Here is an 18,109-nt window from a genome sequence, read left to right as displayed (position 1 = left end):
TTTAATAAAAAATAAACCACATAGGCACACAAGCGATAACGCAATGTAACTATGTGGTTCGGCAAGCTTAGAAAAGTATTTTAATCAATAATCAGAGCTCGCGAATTCTGATGTTGCGGTAGGACACTTTATTTCCGTGATCCTGCAAAGCAATTTTGCCTTTTTGAAAGCTGCCAAATCCCTCCCAGGTTTTGAACTTGCTGTCGGCAACCAACTTATCCCATTCCGGTCCCTGCGTAGGAAAATCCACTATTTTTTTCCCGTTCAGCCAGCTTTGGCCTCTGCCTCCCTTAATGACGATTTTCGCCTTGTTCCACGATCCGGCTGGTTTTACTGCTGTAAAGTCATTGGCAGGTAGCAGATCATACAGAGAACCCGCTTTGTGGTTCCCGTTTTTACCTGCCTTTGCATCCCGGTGATTTACATCATCCAGAACCTGAATTTCCGGGCCAGTCGAGTACGGGCAGCAATATTTTTTATCTTCTATTACATGGTAAATGATGCCACTATTACCCCCTTCACTGATTTTCCATTCCAGTTCAAGTTCAAAATCTCCATATTCTTTATCAGTCACCAGATCTTTTCCACCTTTTTCGGCAAGTACAAGGGCACCCTCTTCGATTTTCCACTGAGGCAGAACCTTATCCGACTGCCAGCTGTGCCAGCCACTGAAATCCTTGCCATTAAATAGTTTTTCCCATTTTCCTTTACCTTGTGCACTGGCGTCATTGCTAGCCAAAGACAACGAAAACAGAGCTATCAGGGCCGCTTTGCCAAATCCCTGCCATTGTGTAATCTTCATATTTCTTTTGTTAAAAGTTGGATCACAATATTAAGTACTTTTGAGCTTAGAATTACTTATTCAATCAAAAATCCCATGGATTCCATATTTTCGAAAATAGTACGCGGCGAAATTCCCTGTCATAAAATTGCAGAGGATGAAGATTTTCTGGCTTTTCTGGATGCATTTCCGATTGCGAAGGGGCACACGCTGGTGATACCGAAAAAGCAGATCGATTATTTGTTCGATTTGGATGATGATCTCTACTCCAGGCTTTTTCTATTTGCTAAAAAGATAGCACCCGCTTTGAAAGCAGCGGTGCCTTGTCTGCGGATTGGCGTGAGTGTAATCGGCCTGGAAGTGCCACATGCCCATGTGCATCTCATTCCGTTGAACAGCATGTCAGACGCTGATTTTAGTAAGAAGATGAAGATGACACAGGAGGAGCTGGCTGGGTTGGCGAAACAAGTAAGGAATGCTCTTTCCGATTCGATTTATTAAGCGTTGATTATCTTATGAACAAAATGCCATCCTTTTTTAATCCAAGAGAAAAACCAAAATTCCTTGGGTAAAGATCTCCGGCGTCAGCAGCAAAGGAGGCTTTTACAATAGCCCCTCCGAGAAAGTTGATTCGGCTTTGAATGTCTACTAGACCGGAGAATTGAGTTGGATTAGAGTCGAATGGTACAGCATAAGACCCGCCGTTGTTAGAGAAGGATAATTTAGTCGACCATATAAAATTTTGCAAAAATGTTCCTTTCAGGCCAATATGAAAGACCATGATTCTGTTATTGCTGGTAAAATTGTCGCCGTTGACAGGCCAGTTCCATTTTGTATCCGATGTTGGAGGAATAAAGGGTGAACCTATTGTTCTGTCAAAGTAGCTCCAACCATCCCTGATTTGCTGATTATTAAAATAATTGTCTCGACCTCTTTTTTTCCCATCAGTTAGTACAAAATCATCTCCTCCTTGATCTTTTGTGTAAAGAAACTCAAAGACACCTTCGGTGATTTCGAAATCGGACATGTATGAATTTTTACCACGTACGCTTATCCCGTTCAACCCATCCTTCAATCCTTTCAGGTAAAACAAAGAGCCGTCTTCGAAAAGAGTCTGCCTGTAAATAAAGATACTTGAACCGAAAGTTTCAATTTCCGCAGCCAAATCGATACTGCCCAGATGGTTCCCGATCCTGTTTGAGGAATCAAAAAAGTCGAAACCTTCTACTTTTATACCCTGCTTACCGGTCACAACGTTGAGGTAGCTCTTAAATCCGTCTGGTAGATTTCCATCCGGGCCAGTGAAATAGGGGGATTTTCCGCCCCATTGCACTTGATGATTAAATCCGCCGTAAAGTTTTAGAATGGAGGCCTGACGACCGATACGCAGGTAAAATCCCTTTTGATGAAGTTTTAGTTCACTTGTTATGGGTCTGTTTCTATCCATAATTCCATCAGAATAGAAGGCGTTGAACGATACCCATCCTTTTGTAAAGGGAACTGATACAAAATTTCTGGTGCCTATCTGGATTCTAGGGATTGGCATCGCATTGGTTGACCATGGATAAGAACCGGTTCCCAGGGTGGAGTCTGCCAAGCCGACCCATTGTTTTTTTCTTCCTACAAATAACTCCCAGTTTTTATACCTCAGCGTAGCATGTAGCTGTGGAAACAGAAACTTTCTATTCTCAGAGAAATTTCCAACGGCCTCAGCTCCAAAACCTACTTTCCACGGTGTGCTTTCCTTGGCTGTCAGGTTAAAATACTGTTCAATACCTATACGAACCGTGCCGGTTGGGCTGGTCTTAGGTACCAATCCAAACTGGTTGGATTGAAGCCAGAATGCCGTCCGTTCCGTAGAACCGCCAAACCATGCCAGCTCAGCATAGTTCGCTATGGAATCCTTGGACTCGTTCTGAGAATAAGATACATAGGGCTTTACACTTAGAGCAATAATTAAAACTAAAAATAAAGGGAGTGTCCTCATCAGGTAAATTTCTATGGTGTGTGGTGTGATAGCGTGGACAAAAGTATAAATATCTTTCTGGTATTCATATTCCATAAGGAACACAAAGGGGCTCTGTTTTTATTTTAGAAAACCGGTTTTTCGAATACCAGCCAATAATGCAGTTGTATGGGGGTAGAGGTTCCCATAATCTGTTGAAACAGCTGCAGTTAAATCCACGCCACGGAAGAATGGCATTTTTCTGGCTGCAGAAAGGTAAACGGACACCTGCTGTTGGGTACGGTCGAAAGGTGTAAGTAACGCACCATAATTAAGTGAATAAGTACTTTTTAAAGTGAATTTTGCGCCAAGCCATGTTGCTGATACGGCAGCGTGAAAAGCCCAAAATCGATTGTTACTGGTAAACTGCGATGTATTGCCGGGTAGCTCTTTGTTGATTAAACCCTGAGGAGCAGCAAGAGGACTACCCATGCCCAATCCCCGATTCGACCATCCACCCCTGTAGAGGAAGCTGTTGTAATAGTTGGCATTTTCATAGATGGAAAGCCCGTACGCGGGAGAACGATTCAGCTGGTTTTTAGTACCAATGACCTCGACAACTAGTGAGTGAATGGCCAGGTAAGTGGAACCATTGGGAAGAGCACTACTGCGGGTCATTCTTATTCCGGACAGTCCATCCCTGAAATTGCTGATGCCGTATAAAGATCCAGTTTCATAAATATTCTGACGATATAGCAAATACGACCAGTTTAAGCCTTTCCACTCGGCTCCTAGGTCAAGGGTTCCAAGATGAAGGCCTATTTTCTTGTTATCTATTCCAATGCCTGTTATCGCATGCCAGTAAGCATCGGATTTCTTTAGTTCATAAGTGGGCCAAATATGGTCTTCTCCTCCCCATATCACCTGGTGGTTCAATCCTGTATAAAAGGCGAACCGCTGGTCCGGACGGCCAAGTCGAAAGTACAAACTCTTTTGATGAAGGTAGGTCAGAGGCCTATAACGAACGTCGCCAAGAAGCAAATCCGTTTTGCGCAACACGCCATCTGAATACGATGCCTTGATAGAAACGTACCCGCCGGTAAAATTTAGTGGATAAAATTCGGGAAGAGCGAGCTGAACGCGTGGGATGGGTCGTGCGTTTCCTGAAATGGACAAAGATCCGGAGGATAATGTCGTATCAGTCAGGCCTGAAAGATTTTTGTTCTGCCCGGCCATCAGCTCCACCGGGCCCAGTTTGACTGCGGCGTACAAATCCGTAAAAAAGACGTTCTCTTTATTGCCGTACGACGTGATGAGCTCCGCTCCTGCGCGCCATTGCAACAGTCTTGGGTCATGGATATTGTAGGATTTAGAAATTTGCCATTGACCTAAAACAAAATTTCCATTGTCCGGAACAGTTCCGTGTTGGTTGGCATAGCCCCAAAAAGGTGTTTTACCCGTGGAGCCGGAAACAGCTAATGTTACATCATAACGTAATGTTGAATCCTGCGCCTCACATGTAAAAATTCTAAAAAGGAAGAACAGGGAAAGACCTAATTGTCTCAAAATAATTCATTTTGATATTTAACTGACCATATTGTACAAATTTAATCCCGTAATTGTGTTATCAAGCAAATAACCTCAAAAAATCGTGTTATGAAGTGTCGTGTACTCTTTTTTTGTACCCATAGATATACAATATTCTAGAATTATTTCAGATAGCCGGTTTTTTTCCAGCCAAACATCAGGGCGGTACTGTTAGGGTACAACCTTCCTATATCTGTAGCGATACTCAGGGTAACTGTGCTACCCTTCATCAGAGTTACTTGCCTTTCTGCGTGAATGAATAGGCTTACCTGTTTTACGGGTGGGGAAAATGGCGTCCGGTAAATCCCAAAATTGTTTGAAAAAGTACCCTTGGCCGTAAATGCCATTTCTTTCCATGCCGCCTCTATGCCTAAGTGAACAGCTGAAATTCGATTGTTGTTGGTGAATGATGATTCCAGGGAAGGAAGTTCTGCTCTGTTAGACCCTTTGGGGCCAATCAGCGGTGTTCCCAGGGAGTGCCCTCTGTACGACCAGCCATCTCGATATACATAATGGTTGAAATAGTTATCGGCTCCAAAGATACCCGCATTGAAATCGAATATAGGGCCTCCCTGACTTTTTGTATACAGATATTCAACCAATATTGTATTCACAGTGAAGAGCGTGGCTGAGCTCACTTTTTTTGCGCGTTTTATTCGAAATCCGTTAAGGCCATCCACAATGTTGGAAAGTTCGGCCAGCGAACCATCTTCATAAATGTTTTGTCTGTAAGCAAACAGCTGCCAGTTGCTGCCTTTCCATTCTCCTGCCAAATCTATTGTGCCAAAATGGTTGCCTACCCGGCTACCAAACCATGGTTTTCCTATTACCACATACTTGTAGGCCTCCCACGTTTTTAGGCCACCACCCCATATTTTAGCCTCGCCACCCCACATGGCCTGGTGGTTAAAGCCAGCGTATAAATTTAGCTTTTGCGCTGATCCTCCCAGTCGCAAGTACAGGGTTTTTTGATGCAGAAAAGTTTCGGGTACCTCATTCACTGCTCCATATTGTATAGCGGCGCGTCCAAGCAGGCCGTCGGAATAAGAGAACTTGAAAGCAATGAAATCCCGTCCTGGAATCAGATTGGTAAACCAGGGTGTAGATAGTTGGATTTTCGGATAGGGTCTGAAGTTCTGTGACATTGCCACGGATCCTGATGTCAGCAAGCTGTCGGACAAGCTGGTGAATTCTTTTCGTTGCCCAATGGCAATTTCAAAAGGACCTGCCTTGCCGGCTACATACAGATCGCTGAAAAAGAGATCGCTCGATTTACCCGCAAGGGCCACCACCTGCATACCGGCAGACCATTGAAAAGTACGGGGATTGTGTTTGTGATAGGTCTGATACAGCCCTGCCTGGCCAAACAGGAACGGCCCGTTGTTGGGTACAGCCCCGTTTTGATTGGCTCGTAACCACAACGGCACCGCTGTGGAGGATAACGCTCCACGAAGATCATAAGTATAGATCAGCGTGGAATCTTGTGCGAAGGCGTTATGGAGTACAGGTAGGCAGAATAAAATAATAATAACTCTGATACCCCTCATGATAAATTGTAATTGAAAACTAACAGAAAAGGATTAACGCCCCTTTCTACCAAATATAACCAGGACAGTCTTAAAGATGATCTCCATCTCAAGTCTTATGCTCCACTTTTTGATATAGTACAGATCATACATGAGTTTGTGCCTGGCATCGTGCACGCCAGCACCATAGGTGTACATTACTTGAGCGTAACCTGTAATACCTGGTTTAATGTTATGTCGTACATTGTAGTACGCGATAGTTTCGTCAAAGGTTTCTGTAAAAACCGGTCGCTCGGGCCTGGGGCCTATCAGGGAAATATCTCTTTTGAATATGTTGATCAACTGGGGAAGTTCATCGATACGTGACATCCTCATAAATCCTCCAAAAGGAAATATCCTGGAATCATTCTTTTTGGAAAAACTAGCGCCATTTTTTTCAGCGTCTGTCCGCATCGACCTGAATTTGACACACATGAAGTTTTTGTTTTTCATCCCTACGCGCTCCTGATAGAAAAATACATCACCAACTGATTGGAAACGAATCATGATGTAACTCAACAGCCATAACGGCAAGCTCATGAAAAACAGGGAAGTGGATATGGTGATATCAATTAACTTTTTCGGGTATCTGATGCGACGGCCAAAGTTAAGACTTGAGTCAATATTAGGATTGGTTTCGCTTACATCCTCTGGAATGTAAACCTTGCGGAGGATATTTTCACAGAAATCATAAACAGTGTTGATCCGGATGGATTTGTTTTTCCGAACGATCAGTTCGTAAATGATCTGATTACGGTCGTCGTACTGCGGATTGGTAACGAGTTGGATATTTTCAAATTTGTCAAGCAATGGGCTTACCTTGGCACTCAGCAAATAGTCGTCTTCTGTAGAATGGGGTATTAAAATGATCTGCGCATAGCGTTTTTTTAGAAGCCCGATATCATATTTTTGCAGAAAGTAGTCATAACTGGTAATGATCAATACCTCATTGGACAAAGCCGTTTTGCTGTGCAGATGATGCACATAGACCCTTTCAGCTCGATAAATTTTTTTCATATCGTACTATTGAAGTTGAATAGCGGTGTATTTGAATCGCAAGATATGTCTTAAATCTTAATTTGTAAAATATTTCTAATCCGGTTTATACCGCATAGCGGCAGCACTAAGAATCTGGTAACTTGTATTTTCTATTTTTTATATCAACCCGTTGATCAACGAAGCTTTGAACTGCATTCGTTGATCTGGTCTATTGTGGTATCAGTTACCTAACTTAGAGATAGTTGTAAAGGCAAATGATCAGAAAACGAAATTCGGTCTGAAATACAAATATGAGACTAGCTACATACAAAAAACGTGTCTTTAACGGACATGCCAGTGTCAGAATACAAGGGCTGAAAATCAAAAATATAATCTGAGCCTTGTACGAATATTTGTTTTTTCATCCATTCAAGTATTACTAATTTTCTGGTAAGAATCCCGTAACGCCTCTTCGTACGTTGATAAACTAATTTTCCCGATCGCTCTATTTTCTGTTAATACTCCGAGGAAAAGGTTTTGTATAGCGCTTTGTACTGCTGATACATTACGTCAGAGGTAAATTGTTCTTCGAAGGACTTTCTGGCAGCCTTCGAGAATGTCTGGTAAGGCAAAGTTCCGTCCTCAAAGGCTAGTACTTTCTCCTTAAAGGCACTTACCGTATTTTCTATTGCAAATCCATTGCTTCCATCTAACGCTTCTCCAATTCCTCCAACATTGGATGCCACCACAGGCTTGCCGTAGGCTAATGACTCTAAAATAGACATTGGCATGCCTTCGTAGTCCGAAACTAAAAGAAAAACATCACACAAAGGAAGGTAAGTATGTGCATTTTTAAGTTCTCCAAAACAAATAACGTTCGGTGGTAAATCGGATGGCGTATAGCTGTTACCAATCCACACAAATTTAATATTCCTTTTGTGTTTGCAGGACTCAGCCAGTTCGCAAAATAAGTCAAATCTCTTTGGTTTACTCAGACGAGCTATACTCAGTAATACAAAACAGGATTCCTTTATTTTTTTTAGGCTTAAGTAGGTTGGATCTGGATCGCCAACCCGTTGTAAGTTAGGCCAGTCTGCTATCCCATTGTGTATGACTACCGTGTTGCCGTCAATACCTTCGGCATTTAAGTTCCTGAGATCATAATGACTCACCGCTACTATAAACTTTACCCAGTTTTTTAGTAGTTTCTCCAAGGGCAGAAATATTTTATACGCTAGCCGAATAGAGTCGAATCCGTGAACCGTATAGAGCACTTTTTTAGATGGGAAAGCCAAGCGGCCTAAAATTCCAATTTTAGACGAATGTAAATGTACCAGATCAGGCTTAAATTGGCGATAAAGCTGTTTAAGTTTTTGCAGGACTATAATTTCTTTTTTGGGACTAATGGCTCGTTGTAGTTCGGGAATCCGGATTTTTACAATACGCTCATCCAACACATCCCACATCGGGCCATCTTGTTCGGAAACGACAAATACTTGATGCCCATCCTTAATCGACTCTTGAGCAAGGTTGATAACAACCGATTGAGCCCCTCCTAAGTCGGCCAATGTAATAACGTGAAAGATTTTCATCTGTTAGTGACTAACTTTAAAATCTCATTGTACTTTTCGGTGTCGCTATGCGACAGTCGACTGAATCGTCTCTTTAGCAATATTTTTCCCATATCTGCCGCTTCTAAAACCGAGTAGGTTAGATATTTAATCCATACTGACGAAATAATATAATGTTTCAACATGAAGGAAAAATTAAATTCATTGGCAACAAACTTATAATTTCGTATTATTTTTTTGTGTTTTATGGAGTTGGGGGTGCTATCTTCCCGATAAAACAAAACAGGTATATTTACATTTTTGAAAACATATTTGTCTATGATTCGATACCAGAGCTCGAAGTCCTCCATTTGATTGTAATGTTCTTTATATGGATTATTCTTCAAAATGCTTGTTTTTGCCATTACTGTGGGATTAATGGGCAATACTCCTTCCAGGATGTCGTTTCTTGATTTTACTGGTTTGGAAAATTTGTATCCGATGACATTCCCATGGTTATTAATGCTAACCGCATCGTAATGCACAACATCGATGTCCTGTTTGTCAAACTCATCAATTTGTATTTTAATGCGTTCCGGGAACATTACATCGTCTGCGTCCATCCGGGCAAAATATTCCCCTTTGGCGATAGTGGTTATCTGATTAAGCCTGTAGGAAACGCCTTTATTCTGGCCATCGCGAATAATAATTATTCTATCATCATTAAAAGATTTTAAAATTTCATAGGTGCGATCGGTGCTTCCATCTTCAGCAATGATTAATTCAAAGTTTTTGTAAGTTTGATTAAGAACAGAATTGATAGCCATTTCCAGAAAACGTTCTCCATTATATACCGGCATACCAATTGTTACCAATACATTTTTCATTAGTGTATGATTTTTAATATTAAGAATTAGGGGTGTTGCAAAATGCCTTTACTGCGGGTGTAATTTTTTGTCTATTTTTCCATAGGTATGAATTTATTAAGTTTTCAATAATTACCTGTTCTGTTTTTTTTAGCAGCTTTCACTGATCTGGCGCATTAACCTTTACATATGACATTGGATCCACCGCAACTTGGTTGTAAACCTGGTGTAATCAAAAGATTGTATCAGGCATGCTTAGGTTTAAACAAGGTTTAAAAAATTTCACAATAAGCAATGCTTGGCTCTGAGACTAGCGCTCTAATGAGTTCTTATCTGCTTAAATAAGGTGGGTTGGTTTTGGATGATGACTGATTCGAAAACTAACAAATTCAATGTTTTTCGGTTCGATCTAACCTGAAATGGACTACAAGATAGACGGAACAACCTATTGAATGCTATTGTATTTTTGCTAAGAAATTAGTAGTAGTAAATTGCTCATATGTTTCTTTATATTTCTCGAGGTGAGAAAGATAACCGCCAGGAGTTATACGATAAACCCGATACCCATTCTTTGCGAAATAGTTATAAAAATCTTTTAAATATGTTCGGGTGTCAATATTACAACCACCAAATTCGAACATCACAGATTTAATATTACCTGCCTTTATCATTTTCTCTGCACCAGCCAAAACATCCATTTCGTATCCCTCAACGTCTATTTTTAGCAGATTGATCGTTGAGATGTTATGATCCTCACAAAAGGAATCCAGGGTCCTTATTTCGATTTCTTCCTTAATACCCAGTTCAATATTTAAAAACCCCAGGTCCCGTTTACTTTGTGAGGCTAGGCCGGAACCAATTTCGTCGTAAAAAAGAACTGATTTTTTATTAGAACTGCCGAGACCGAAATTATTCAGGAAGGGAGATTGTAAATTCCTGAAATTATTTTCCAGTATACTGTATGTGAATTTGGAAGGTTCAAAGGAGTAAATGGAAAAGTTTTTCTCTGAAATCTGTTCCTTTAGGCAAGAATTTGCCATTTCACGAAATTGCCCTTTATTTGCACCTACGTCAAATATAACATATTGCCCGTTCTGATTTTGGTTCAAGACGCCCCTCACTGCACTTAATTCTCCCGACATATTTACGCCTGCACCATTCCCAATACCTAAGAGCCGAAGAACACCTTTTGCAGCAGTCTCCAGAATTTTTTGGCCTAATGCGTTGTTGAATAATTTGGAGACTATTCTGAAAACAAATTTTAAAAGCATACAGGGGTTGTTAAAAGTTTAATACTGTTACGTTAAAAATACTATAAGTTTAGGTATCTTCTTAGCTAAATACAGGATGGTGCGATGCATGTTCGCTGAAATGTTCATTCATTACTATGGCTGTATGTAAGCTTGTTGTCGGTTACTTAGCGAGTACTATAAGAGAACTTCCACCCATGATTCTCACTGCCAAATCTGCGTTGAACTGATAAAACAGCCAAAAGGGCAGCCGAAATATTCTTTTTAAAAGACTTTTTTGTGGCATTTCAAATCCCCAGGGAGTGAAATTGGAATCAATGATCTCATAACCTGCGTCACGTAAAGTAGCCAACGCTGTTTCTCTGGTAAAATAGTGTAGATGACCAACGTTGTGGCGCGCGTCCATCAACACTTGTTTTCTAAGGATCTTCTGGACGGTCATATCCAACGGTATATGAAATACTTTGTATTCAGCCAGGTTCTTGCATTTTTTTAAAAAGCCCAGATAGTCATCAACGTGTTCGAATACATCTATCATGAGTAATAGATCAAACGATCGGGGGGGCAGAGTCGCTAATAGATCTCCTTGTACGAAGTTAATCCGATCTTTTGCTCTCGAAGTTGCCATTTCAATAGCATCCGCTGAAATATCATAGCCAACAAAATTACACTTATCAGGTAGGGAAGAATAAAGGCGGTTAAGTATTTCACCTGCTCCGCAGCCTATTTCACAGATTGTTGTTGGTTTTACCTTATTTTTGTTTAGCAGCGTAGTGATTTTCTCTGCTTTCCACTTAGAATCCTCAGCATGCCAGTCAGGATGATTTTTTAGATAGGCCCCATCAGTGTATAGTGATTCACTCATTTTGTACTTTATTATGGTGTGTTGATAACTGTTTAATAATTTTATTAATATTTTCCTGATTTCATATTTAAATAAAGGCCGGGGACATACTTAACAATTCAAGTGTCAAATTTTATAATCAGTTGCCTTACATAAGTAGAAATTTAACTCATCATATACTTGGTAAAATACAGAAAATTAAGAAAGCTGTATTCTAAAAAATTCAAACGTGATTTGTTTTTATTTATCACTTTAAAGGTGTATTCTCTGCTTTTTCTTAACTTAGCTTTATCAATTGATTCTCTATAGTAAACCAGATAATCTTCTATCAAGAGATAGTTTTCAGACTTTATACTTCTCACCCATAAGTCCACATCTTGACATCTAAGTAGAGTGGGATCATACTTATTTTCCAAAAACCATTTCGTCTCAGCCATTACGGTGCTATGAATAATAGGATTTTTGAAAAGAAGATTGAATGGGGATATATTGGATTTGTAATTCTTAGTACCTATAACTTTTCCCGCCTCGTTGATAGAATAGGCCCAACTGCTGATAATTTTAAGAAGCTTAGATTTAGCAAAATAACCTAGCTGAACTTCAAGTCTTGTTTTGGCCATATAGTCATCCGCATCAACTTTGGCCAAATATTTTCCGTTGGCCAGTTCAGCGAGCTCATTGTGCCTGGTCGGAGAACCTAAATTCTCTGAATCATTTATAATATTGATTTTAGGATGCGTTGCGTAAGTATTTAATATATCCGATGTGTCATCATTCGATCCATCATTGATAATAAGCACTTCAAAATCTTGAAATGTTTGATCTAAAATGGATTCAATACAAGTTTCAATGGTACTTTCATTGTTGTAAGTTGTTATTCCGACAGTCACTAATGGTTGAGTGTTATTCATTTTTGAGCTCTATCCAAGTTTTCAGATTTATATTTTGTCGTTTATGATCTTTAAACCAGTATTTTGGTGAAATTACAATTTTGTGCTGGTAGTTGTTTAAATAAGCTGCCCACCAGCTGAAAGTACTATTAGCAATGATATTATGGTTGCAGATAGACATGAGGTATAAGTCTTCTGAGGGTCTCCTTTGTACTTTCGAATTTACGAATGTGTAGTCAATTTCAGGAAAGTGTATGTTGTCTTGCACCCATGCAAAGTCATCTGAAAAAATGAAAAAATGAAGTTTGTTGGTTCTTGACTGGCAAATGTTGTCGATAGCGTCGTAATAATATTGTGGCTCACAGGAGGAAAAGTAGCTATTTTTTTGAAGTAAATAGTCAGCTTTCCGTATGTGGATCGACACGGACTCACCAGATATATTTAGAATTTTTTCCTTAAAGGTCTGTGCTTCCGCACTTAGAGCATTTTTCAAAATGAAGGATTCCCTAAGTTCTTTGTCAATTTCCAGTACTGCTTGTGGTTTTTGCCAATAGCCCCAGTAATAAGATTCCCCTTCGGCTATTATGGTATTGGTTACTTTTGGTTCATAAAAGTAGTTTTTGCCATTCAGAAAGAGCTGGTTTAGGTAATAGTTGACCCTGGCGTATCTACTTTTCTTGAATCGTCTCATTTGAGAAGGTGAAGCGACTGGTATTTCGATCTGGAAATTGTCTATTTCAAGGTTCCTGAGCGAATCCGTATAAAGTGCTTCTAGATCAAAAAACATTTGCTTCTTATACTTAAGTGATAGGTACAAGCAGAATGCATATTGGAACATCTGATTTCCGAGACCACCGTTTATATTAAATATGAGCATTAGGTCCTTAGTTTTTAGATATCAACACGATGTGACTCTCCATCGTGTTTTTTAATATAAAAATGCCGCAACCATAGTCGCAACCAAAATACGAGTTTACCAATTCCTTGCTCATTTCCACATTTTCAAACAAAGTACTCGATTCATCAACAGTCGGAAAGTCTTTCTTCCGAAAATTGGGGCCTTGGATTTCGCCTAGGTACCTGACAGCAGATACTGTGTTTGCAATGTACCAATCCTTTAAGAGCCCATGGGTACTGAGAGGCAGAAAGCGCCACCGGTGCATAGGATTTTTCCCATATTCTCGATTGCCCTTAAATGACCATTACATGTAATTGGCTCGCCATACCTCCCCAGCCCGAAACGGTCCGTGGCGTGATGGGAGGAAATAGAATCACAATCGTCTAGTAAGTTAGCAGGTAATTGCATTAAATCCAACTGCCTGAATGCTCTATTCGTCATCCTGCTTTTAATGGGTCGGACATCTACGAGCCCAATATTTCGAATAGAGGCTACATGAGCAACAAAACCGTCTGCGCGGGAGCCAATATCTACTGGCTTTGGAGCCTTAGCAGGAAATGTTTTTCTTGCCACGTAATGATCCTGGTGAACATATTAACCCGACATGGCGCCTTGTTCGTCGTTTTTATTGGTAGTTCATGGATCAAATGTCCTGGGCGAAAACTTGTCTTTATTGTCGTTCTACGGTTTTGTTTTTATGTAATATTTACAATATTCAAAGTGATTTAAATTGGGTAAACCTTTTAATAATAGCTTATCGATTGCGCTAAGTATTGTTATTTCTTTATGAATTCAATTCATTGAACTTATCGTTGAACAGTTACATTAAATATGATGAGTATTTGGATTTTTAAGAATTTCATATGCCTCAGCTAGATCCACGTATTAACTTTATTGCTTCTGCATACATTTCTTTGCTGCTTTGTTTTCCCATTATAAAAAAGAGAATATACTTAAGAATAGCGAAAGTCAACTCTATGTGTTTATATAAAAATACTGTTCTTCGGTTATAAAATTTGTTGTAATAAAGGAAATAGCTTTTTATTTCTGACCTTAACTTAAATGCATTGGAAGAGGACGCTCCTTGCAAATGAATAATTTTCGCTGTGGGTAATGATTGAGACTGCCATCCATTTAGCCTGAACCTATATTGTAAATCGCTTTCCTCGACATACATAAAGTAGTTCGGGTCAAATCCGTTTATCTGATTAAATTTTTCTTTGGGTATGAGCATGTCAGCTCCAATTATGATCGCAACTGTTTTAGGTTTTCCTGTGGTATTAAAATTATCATTTCTTATTAATTTTCGTAGACCAGAACGGTATAAAATCATTCGTGACAAGGTAGGGAAAGTTGATGCGTAGGAATAATTGGGTCTTCCATCAGGGTGATATAAGTTACCACCGACACATGCAACATTTTCATTGCCTTTTAGTTGAATGAAGTCAAACAGTATTTTAATTGCATTGTTGATGAGTATTGTATCTGAATTTAAGAAGAAAAGGTATTTCCCCTTAGCGTATTGTGCTCCTAAGTTATTTCCTTTTCCAAATCCCAGATTTATATCGCTTTCAATGACTATTACATTATTGAATTTTTCTTTTAAAAGTATCACCGAATTGTCGCTTGATTTATTGTCCACAACGATTATTTCGTAATACAGTCCAGATGTCTTCGTTTGAATTGAATCAATACAATTTATCAGCAACTCGGCGGTATTATAGTTTACAATAATTATAGAGACATCCATTAATTGATAATTTTATTGTAATATAAATTCATAAATACATAAGTGCAGCCGATGATAATGACGACCAGCTTTCCGATTGGTTGATATCTAAATATATATACAATTAATGGGAGAGATAGGATATCAAAAACAAAAAAGATGTCGCTGAACCGACCTGAGAATGTTGGGTTACTTGCTAATAGCACATATGATGCTGTACCAACTATATAAAATTTTATTAGAAGTAGAGCGTATTTGTTGTAAACAAGTAACTTATTGGCGTAAATAAGAAATACTATGCTGATGACGCAGCGCATAAGTTGCCATGTGTTAAAGATGTTCAGTTCACCATCAAAGTCACCGTCATAGTTGAGCGCTCTTGCTTGAAATACTTCTGGAAGAAATGAAAAAACATATATCATAGCAGTTTCAAAATATCGAATTAGAACATAGCTTGCAACGAGAAGAGCAAAATAGATCCATCTGTTAATTGTTAATGGTTTGAAAAGCCATAATATTAACATTATTACAGCGGAGTAGTGAAACAAGCTCGCTAATGCAATAAAGGCTAGAAAAATGATAAAATTTCTCTCATAGATAGAAGGTAGGGATAGTAATACGAAACCAACGGCGACGCCTGTTCTTATTTGGGTTAGGTCATGTAATGTGAAGGAATATGATATATATATTACAACAGACAACATCCAAAAATCGGATAGTTTTTGTATCGCATACATTTTCAGTGTGATTCCTAGTACTGCATAAATCAGAAAAAAGGGTAGGATTGGATTACTAAAGGTTGATTTTAGAATTTGTGACAGAAATTTAAATGTAGGTTCCATCAGTGGTCGTTGTTCATTGAGTATTAAATGAACATATTGAAGTGAATCTCTGTCAACACCTGGCTGTCTAAATCCAGCAAGTGACACTAAAACTACTGTCGTAAGCAAAATTACAATCTTGTTAAGCTGATCGGCGCTGTAATCAAAGTATGATGACATACTGAGAAAGGCGAAAATGCAAAATGATATCGTTAAAATTATAACCATGACAAGGTTAGGCTTTCCTGATTGAATTAATTTTTGATATCATTCTTTGTAGCCGTGTACCCGAACTTGTGGGCAGCCCTTTACTCCAGTGAGTTCCAATTTCCACGGAGTTAATATAATACTTCTCTTCGTCGCTAAGATTGTTGGAGTCGTTGTACCATGGCATATGCCATGCGGTATAGGGGGCAGCGGTTCTGATCATACTAAATATCCCTTTTTTGCTGATGTAGGAAAGTGGACGATGTAAAGCAAAGGTAGTGTCAATACTTGCGCTATATATGTCTTTACTAATCTCAGTTAGGTAGAACTGAGATTCCCACTTTATCACTTTATCCTTATCCCTGTAATGATCTGGAAGGTTATCGATTCTAAGCGAAAATCCTACCTTTTGAACCAGAGGATGTTTTTGTAGGATGGTATAGAAATATTCTAGAAAATCGAGCGGACAACCCGTATCAGGGACAACATCAGAATCAGTGTACACGTAGTAGCTGCTCTTCACTTCATCATAAAGAGCAATTTTTTCTAGTGCATTGTACCCCATATTTTGGTCTAAGCGAATGATGCGATAGGGACAGGATGAGTAAAATTGCAGCAGCGGTTCATAGCTTGAATCGTTGTCGATTATTATTATATTTTTATAATCTGCAGCTTCTAGAAAACCAATAAGAGCTTTTAAAAATGTTAGTCTATTCCTGTTATTTATAATAATCGGGATATTTTTTATTTCCGTTTTTGTCAAGGCCTTTGAAAGCAAGAAATTGCGTATCGCTATGAGATAATAGAACGACCTTTTTAACATGTGATATACTTTTTCAGCTATCGTAGGCATAATGCACAAATTTAGTTAAAGCCAAGTGTTCTGATGATCCACAACTGTAATTGTCCAATTTTATATCGAAGATAAGATATCAACTTGTGATTGAACTTGATTTGGAGAGTTTCTTTTCTACTGTCAAGGCGATTTGTGGTTGATATACCCCCTTCGCTGAAATTAGCTAATATGACTTCAATAAAATGAAATTTACAACCCGCTCTCTTTAATGTTAACATGAGATTATAGTCTGCTGCGATTTGATACTTTGTATCAAATGTTGCAACATTGTCATAGGTTTCTCTCTTTACGAAGCATGTTGGATGAGAGATCATGCCGTAATTTAAGGATAGCTCTGTATAACCCTGTACTGCAAGTATCTCATTGTTGCTATTCAAAAAGCGAGCTAAACCGTAATAGATGTGCGCATTCTTCTCAATGTCATAGGCATTTCTTATTTGGAGTAGCGCCTCGGGTTCATACCAGTCATCACTATTGATAATTCCAACAAGCTTACCGTTTGCCAGTTTTATACCCTTATTAAAAGCATCGTAAACTCCGTTGTCAGGTTCACTTATCCATGTCAATGAGGGATGTTCATTCTTTTTTATAATACTCAATGTGTTGTCTGTCGAACCGCCATCTACTATGATATACTCGAAATTTTTGTAGGACTGAGAAAGAACACTGTCTATTGTTCTCTGTAATGTCTTTTCTCCATTGTAAACAGCAGTTATAATGGTGAAAAATGGAAACTCAGGTAGATCTTCGATATTTGGATTCATCTAAATAGAGATTCTGCGAATAAATTTTGCTGGGTTCCCACCCCAGACCTCGTCGGGAGGGATATTTTTATTAACCAGCGATCCAGCCCCAATTACACTTCTGTCCCCTATTGTTACGCCTTTTAAAATCATACAATTTGCACCGATCCACACATCATTACCAATATGAATAGGGGCAGTTTTGATTTTGTCCTTAACAGTTCGATTTTCAAAGTAGATGCCATGAAAATCGGTATCCCAAATTGACACATTGGCACCAATTCCGCAATTTTCTCCAATAGTGATCTTATTCCAGCTAACAATTGTAACACCACTTAATCCGCTTCCTTTCCCAATACTAAGATTTGCGTTCTCTTTGACATATATTCCACAAGGCTTTGTAAGGCCAGCTGGGTTAATATATGATGAACTGGTTAGAGTTATCTCAGAACCAAATGTCGTGGTGCCGTATATTTGAAAATTTGGAAGTCCATGCAAATTTATTTTGCCGAGCAACTTTAACTTTGGGAATTTCATTTTTATATAAGCTATATAGATTACGGCCTGTAATCTATATAGCTTATAACGTATTATGTCGA

Annotated in this window: 17 protein-coding genes and 1 pseudogene; 1 reads left to right on the top strand and 17 read right to left on the bottom strand. The window is 39.0% G+C overall.

Annotation, left to right across the window (positions count from 1 at the left end):
* Positions 1-91: 91 nt before the first annotated feature.
* The gene (locus DYADSP32_RS13450; RefSeq protein ID WP_149242252.1) at positions 92-802 is read right to left on the bottom strand and encodes a DUF1080 domain-containing protein; all 711 of its coding nucleotides are present in this window, start codon (positions 800-802) and stop codon (positions 92-94) included.
* A 75-nt stretch (positions 803-877) separates the two neighbouring features.
* Here DYADSP32_RS13450 and DYADSP32_RS13445 point away from each other — a divergent pair, with 75 nt between their 5' ends.
* Positions 878-1,282 (top strand): HIT family protein, encoded by a 405-nt coding sequence (locus tag DYADSP32_RS13445; RefSeq protein ID WP_149242253.1) that lies wholly within the window; start codon positions 878-880, stop codon positions 1,280-1,282.
* A 7-nt stretch (positions 1,283-1,289) separates the two neighbouring features.
* On the opposite strand, the gene DYADSP32_RS13440 is transcribed toward DYADSP32_RS13445, so the two are convergent.
* From DYADSP32_RS13440 to DYADSP32_RS13365, 16 genes and pseudogenes are all read right to left on the bottom strand, one after another.
* Positions 1,290-2,768, bottom strand: coding sequence for a capsule assembly Wzi family protein (locus DYADSP32_RS13440; protein ID WP_149242254.1), 1,479 nt, complete (start codon positions 2,766-2,768; stop codon positions 1,290-1,292).
* Between the two features lie 99 nt (positions 2,769-2,867).
* Positions 2,868-4,292 carry a capsule assembly Wzi family protein gene (locus DYADSP32_RS13435; protein ID WP_414617743.1) on the bottom strand — a complete coding sequence of 475 codons (1,425 nt, stop codon included), beginning with the start codon at positions 4,290-4,292 and terminating at the stop codon, positions 2,868-2,870.
* A 143-nt stretch (positions 4,293-4,435) separates the two neighbouring features.
* Positions 4,436-5,860: a capsule assembly Wzi family protein gene (locus tag DYADSP32_RS13430; RefSeq protein WP_149242255.1), complete on the bottom strand. Its 1,425-nt coding sequence runs from the start codon at positions 5,858-5,860 to the stop codon at positions 4,436-4,438.
* 33 nt (positions 5,861-5,893) lie between these two features.
* Positions 5,894-6,895: a sugar transferase gene (locus DYADSP32_RS13425; RefSeq protein ID WP_149242256.1), complete on the bottom strand. Its 1,002-nt coding sequence runs from the start codon at positions 6,893-6,895 to the stop codon at positions 5,894-5,896.
* Between the two features lie 476 nt (positions 6,896-7,371).
* The gene (locus DYADSP32_RS13420) at positions 7,372-8,448 is read right to left on the bottom strand and encodes a glycosyltransferase (protein WP_149242257.1); all 1,077 of its coding nucleotides are present in this window, start codon (positions 8,446-8,448) and stop codon (positions 7,372-7,374) included.
* A complete protein-coding gene (locus DYADSP32_RS13415; RefSeq protein WP_149242258.1) occupies positions 8,445-9,293 on the bottom strand; it encodes a glycosyltransferase in 849 nt (282 codons plus the stop codon). Before DYADSP32_RS13415 ends, DYADSP32_RS13420 begins: the two co-directional genes overlap by 4 nt.
* A 434-nt stretch (positions 9,294-9,727) precedes the next feature.
* On the bottom strand, positions 9,728-10,543 hold the full coding sequence (locus tag DYADSP32_RS13410) for an FkbM family methyltransferase (protein WP_149242259.1): 816 nt from the start codon (positions 10,541-10,543) through the stop codon (positions 9,728-9,730).
* 142 nt (positions 10,544-10,685) lie between these two features.
* Positions 10,686-11,387 (bottom strand): class I SAM-dependent methyltransferase, encoded by a 702-nt coding sequence (locus DYADSP32_RS13405; protein WP_149242260.1) that lies wholly within the window; start codon positions 11,385-11,387, stop codon positions 10,686-10,688.
* 143 nt (positions 11,388-11,530) lie between these two features.
* Complete coding sequence (locus tag DYADSP32_RS13400; protein ID WP_149242261.1) at positions 11,531-12,277, bottom strand: glycosyltransferase family A protein; 747 nt, start codon at positions 12,275-12,277, stop codon at positions 11,531-11,533.
* Positions 12,270-13,136 (bottom strand): annotated as a pseudogene (locus DYADSP32_RS13395) (alpha-1,2-fucosyltransferase); the annotation flags it as partial. The pseudogene DYADSP32_RS13395 and the gene DYADSP32_RS13400, both read right to left, overlap by 8 nt.
* 237 nt (positions 13,137-13,373) lie before the next feature.
* Entirely contained in the window at positions 13,374-13,595 is a 222-nt protein-coding gene (locus tag DYADSP32_RS13390; RefSeq protein ID WP_414618164.1) for a DUF268 domain-containing protein, read from the bottom strand.
* Positions 13,596-14,022: 427 nt separating this feature from the next.
* Entirely contained in the window at positions 14,023-14,904 is an 882-nt protein-coding gene (locus DYADSP32_RS13385) for a glycosyltransferase family 2 protein (RefSeq protein WP_149242264.1), read from the bottom strand.
* Positions 14,904-15,884, bottom strand: a complete 981-nt coding sequence (locus DYADSP32_RS13380) for an EpsG family protein (protein WP_414617742.1) — start codon at positions 15,882-15,884, stop codon at positions 14,904-14,906. Before DYADSP32_RS13380 ends, DYADSP32_RS13385 begins: the two co-directional genes overlap by 1 nt.
* A gap of 55 nt (positions 15,885-15,939) precedes the next feature.
* Positions 15,940-16,764: a hypothetical protein gene (locus DYADSP32_RS13375; protein ID WP_414617741.1), complete on the bottom strand. Its 825-nt coding sequence runs from the start codon at positions 16,762-16,764 to the stop codon at positions 15,940-15,942.
* An 11-nt stretch (positions 16,765-16,775) separates the two neighbouring features.
* Positions 16,776-17,531 carry a glycosyltransferase family 2 protein gene (locus DYADSP32_RS13370; protein ID WP_149242266.1) on the bottom strand — a complete coding sequence of 252 codons (756 nt, stop codon included), beginning with the start codon at positions 17,529-17,531 and terminating at the stop codon, positions 16,776-16,778.
* Positions 17,532-18,047 (bottom strand): acyltransferase, encoded by a 516-nt coding sequence (locus DYADSP32_RS13365; protein WP_414617740.1) that lies wholly within the window; start codon positions 18,045-18,047, stop codon positions 17,532-17,534. It lies immediately after the preceding gene.
* Positions 18,048-18,109: the final 62 nt, after the last annotated feature.

It is taken from the genome of Dyadobacter sp. 32 (genome assembly GCF_902506755.1).
Taxonomy (GTDB): Bacteria; Bacteroidota; Bacteroidia; order Cytophagales; family Spirosomataceae; genus Dyadobacter.
Note: the sequence above shows the minus strand (reverse complement) of the source record. Positions and strands in the feature narration are given on the sequence as shown.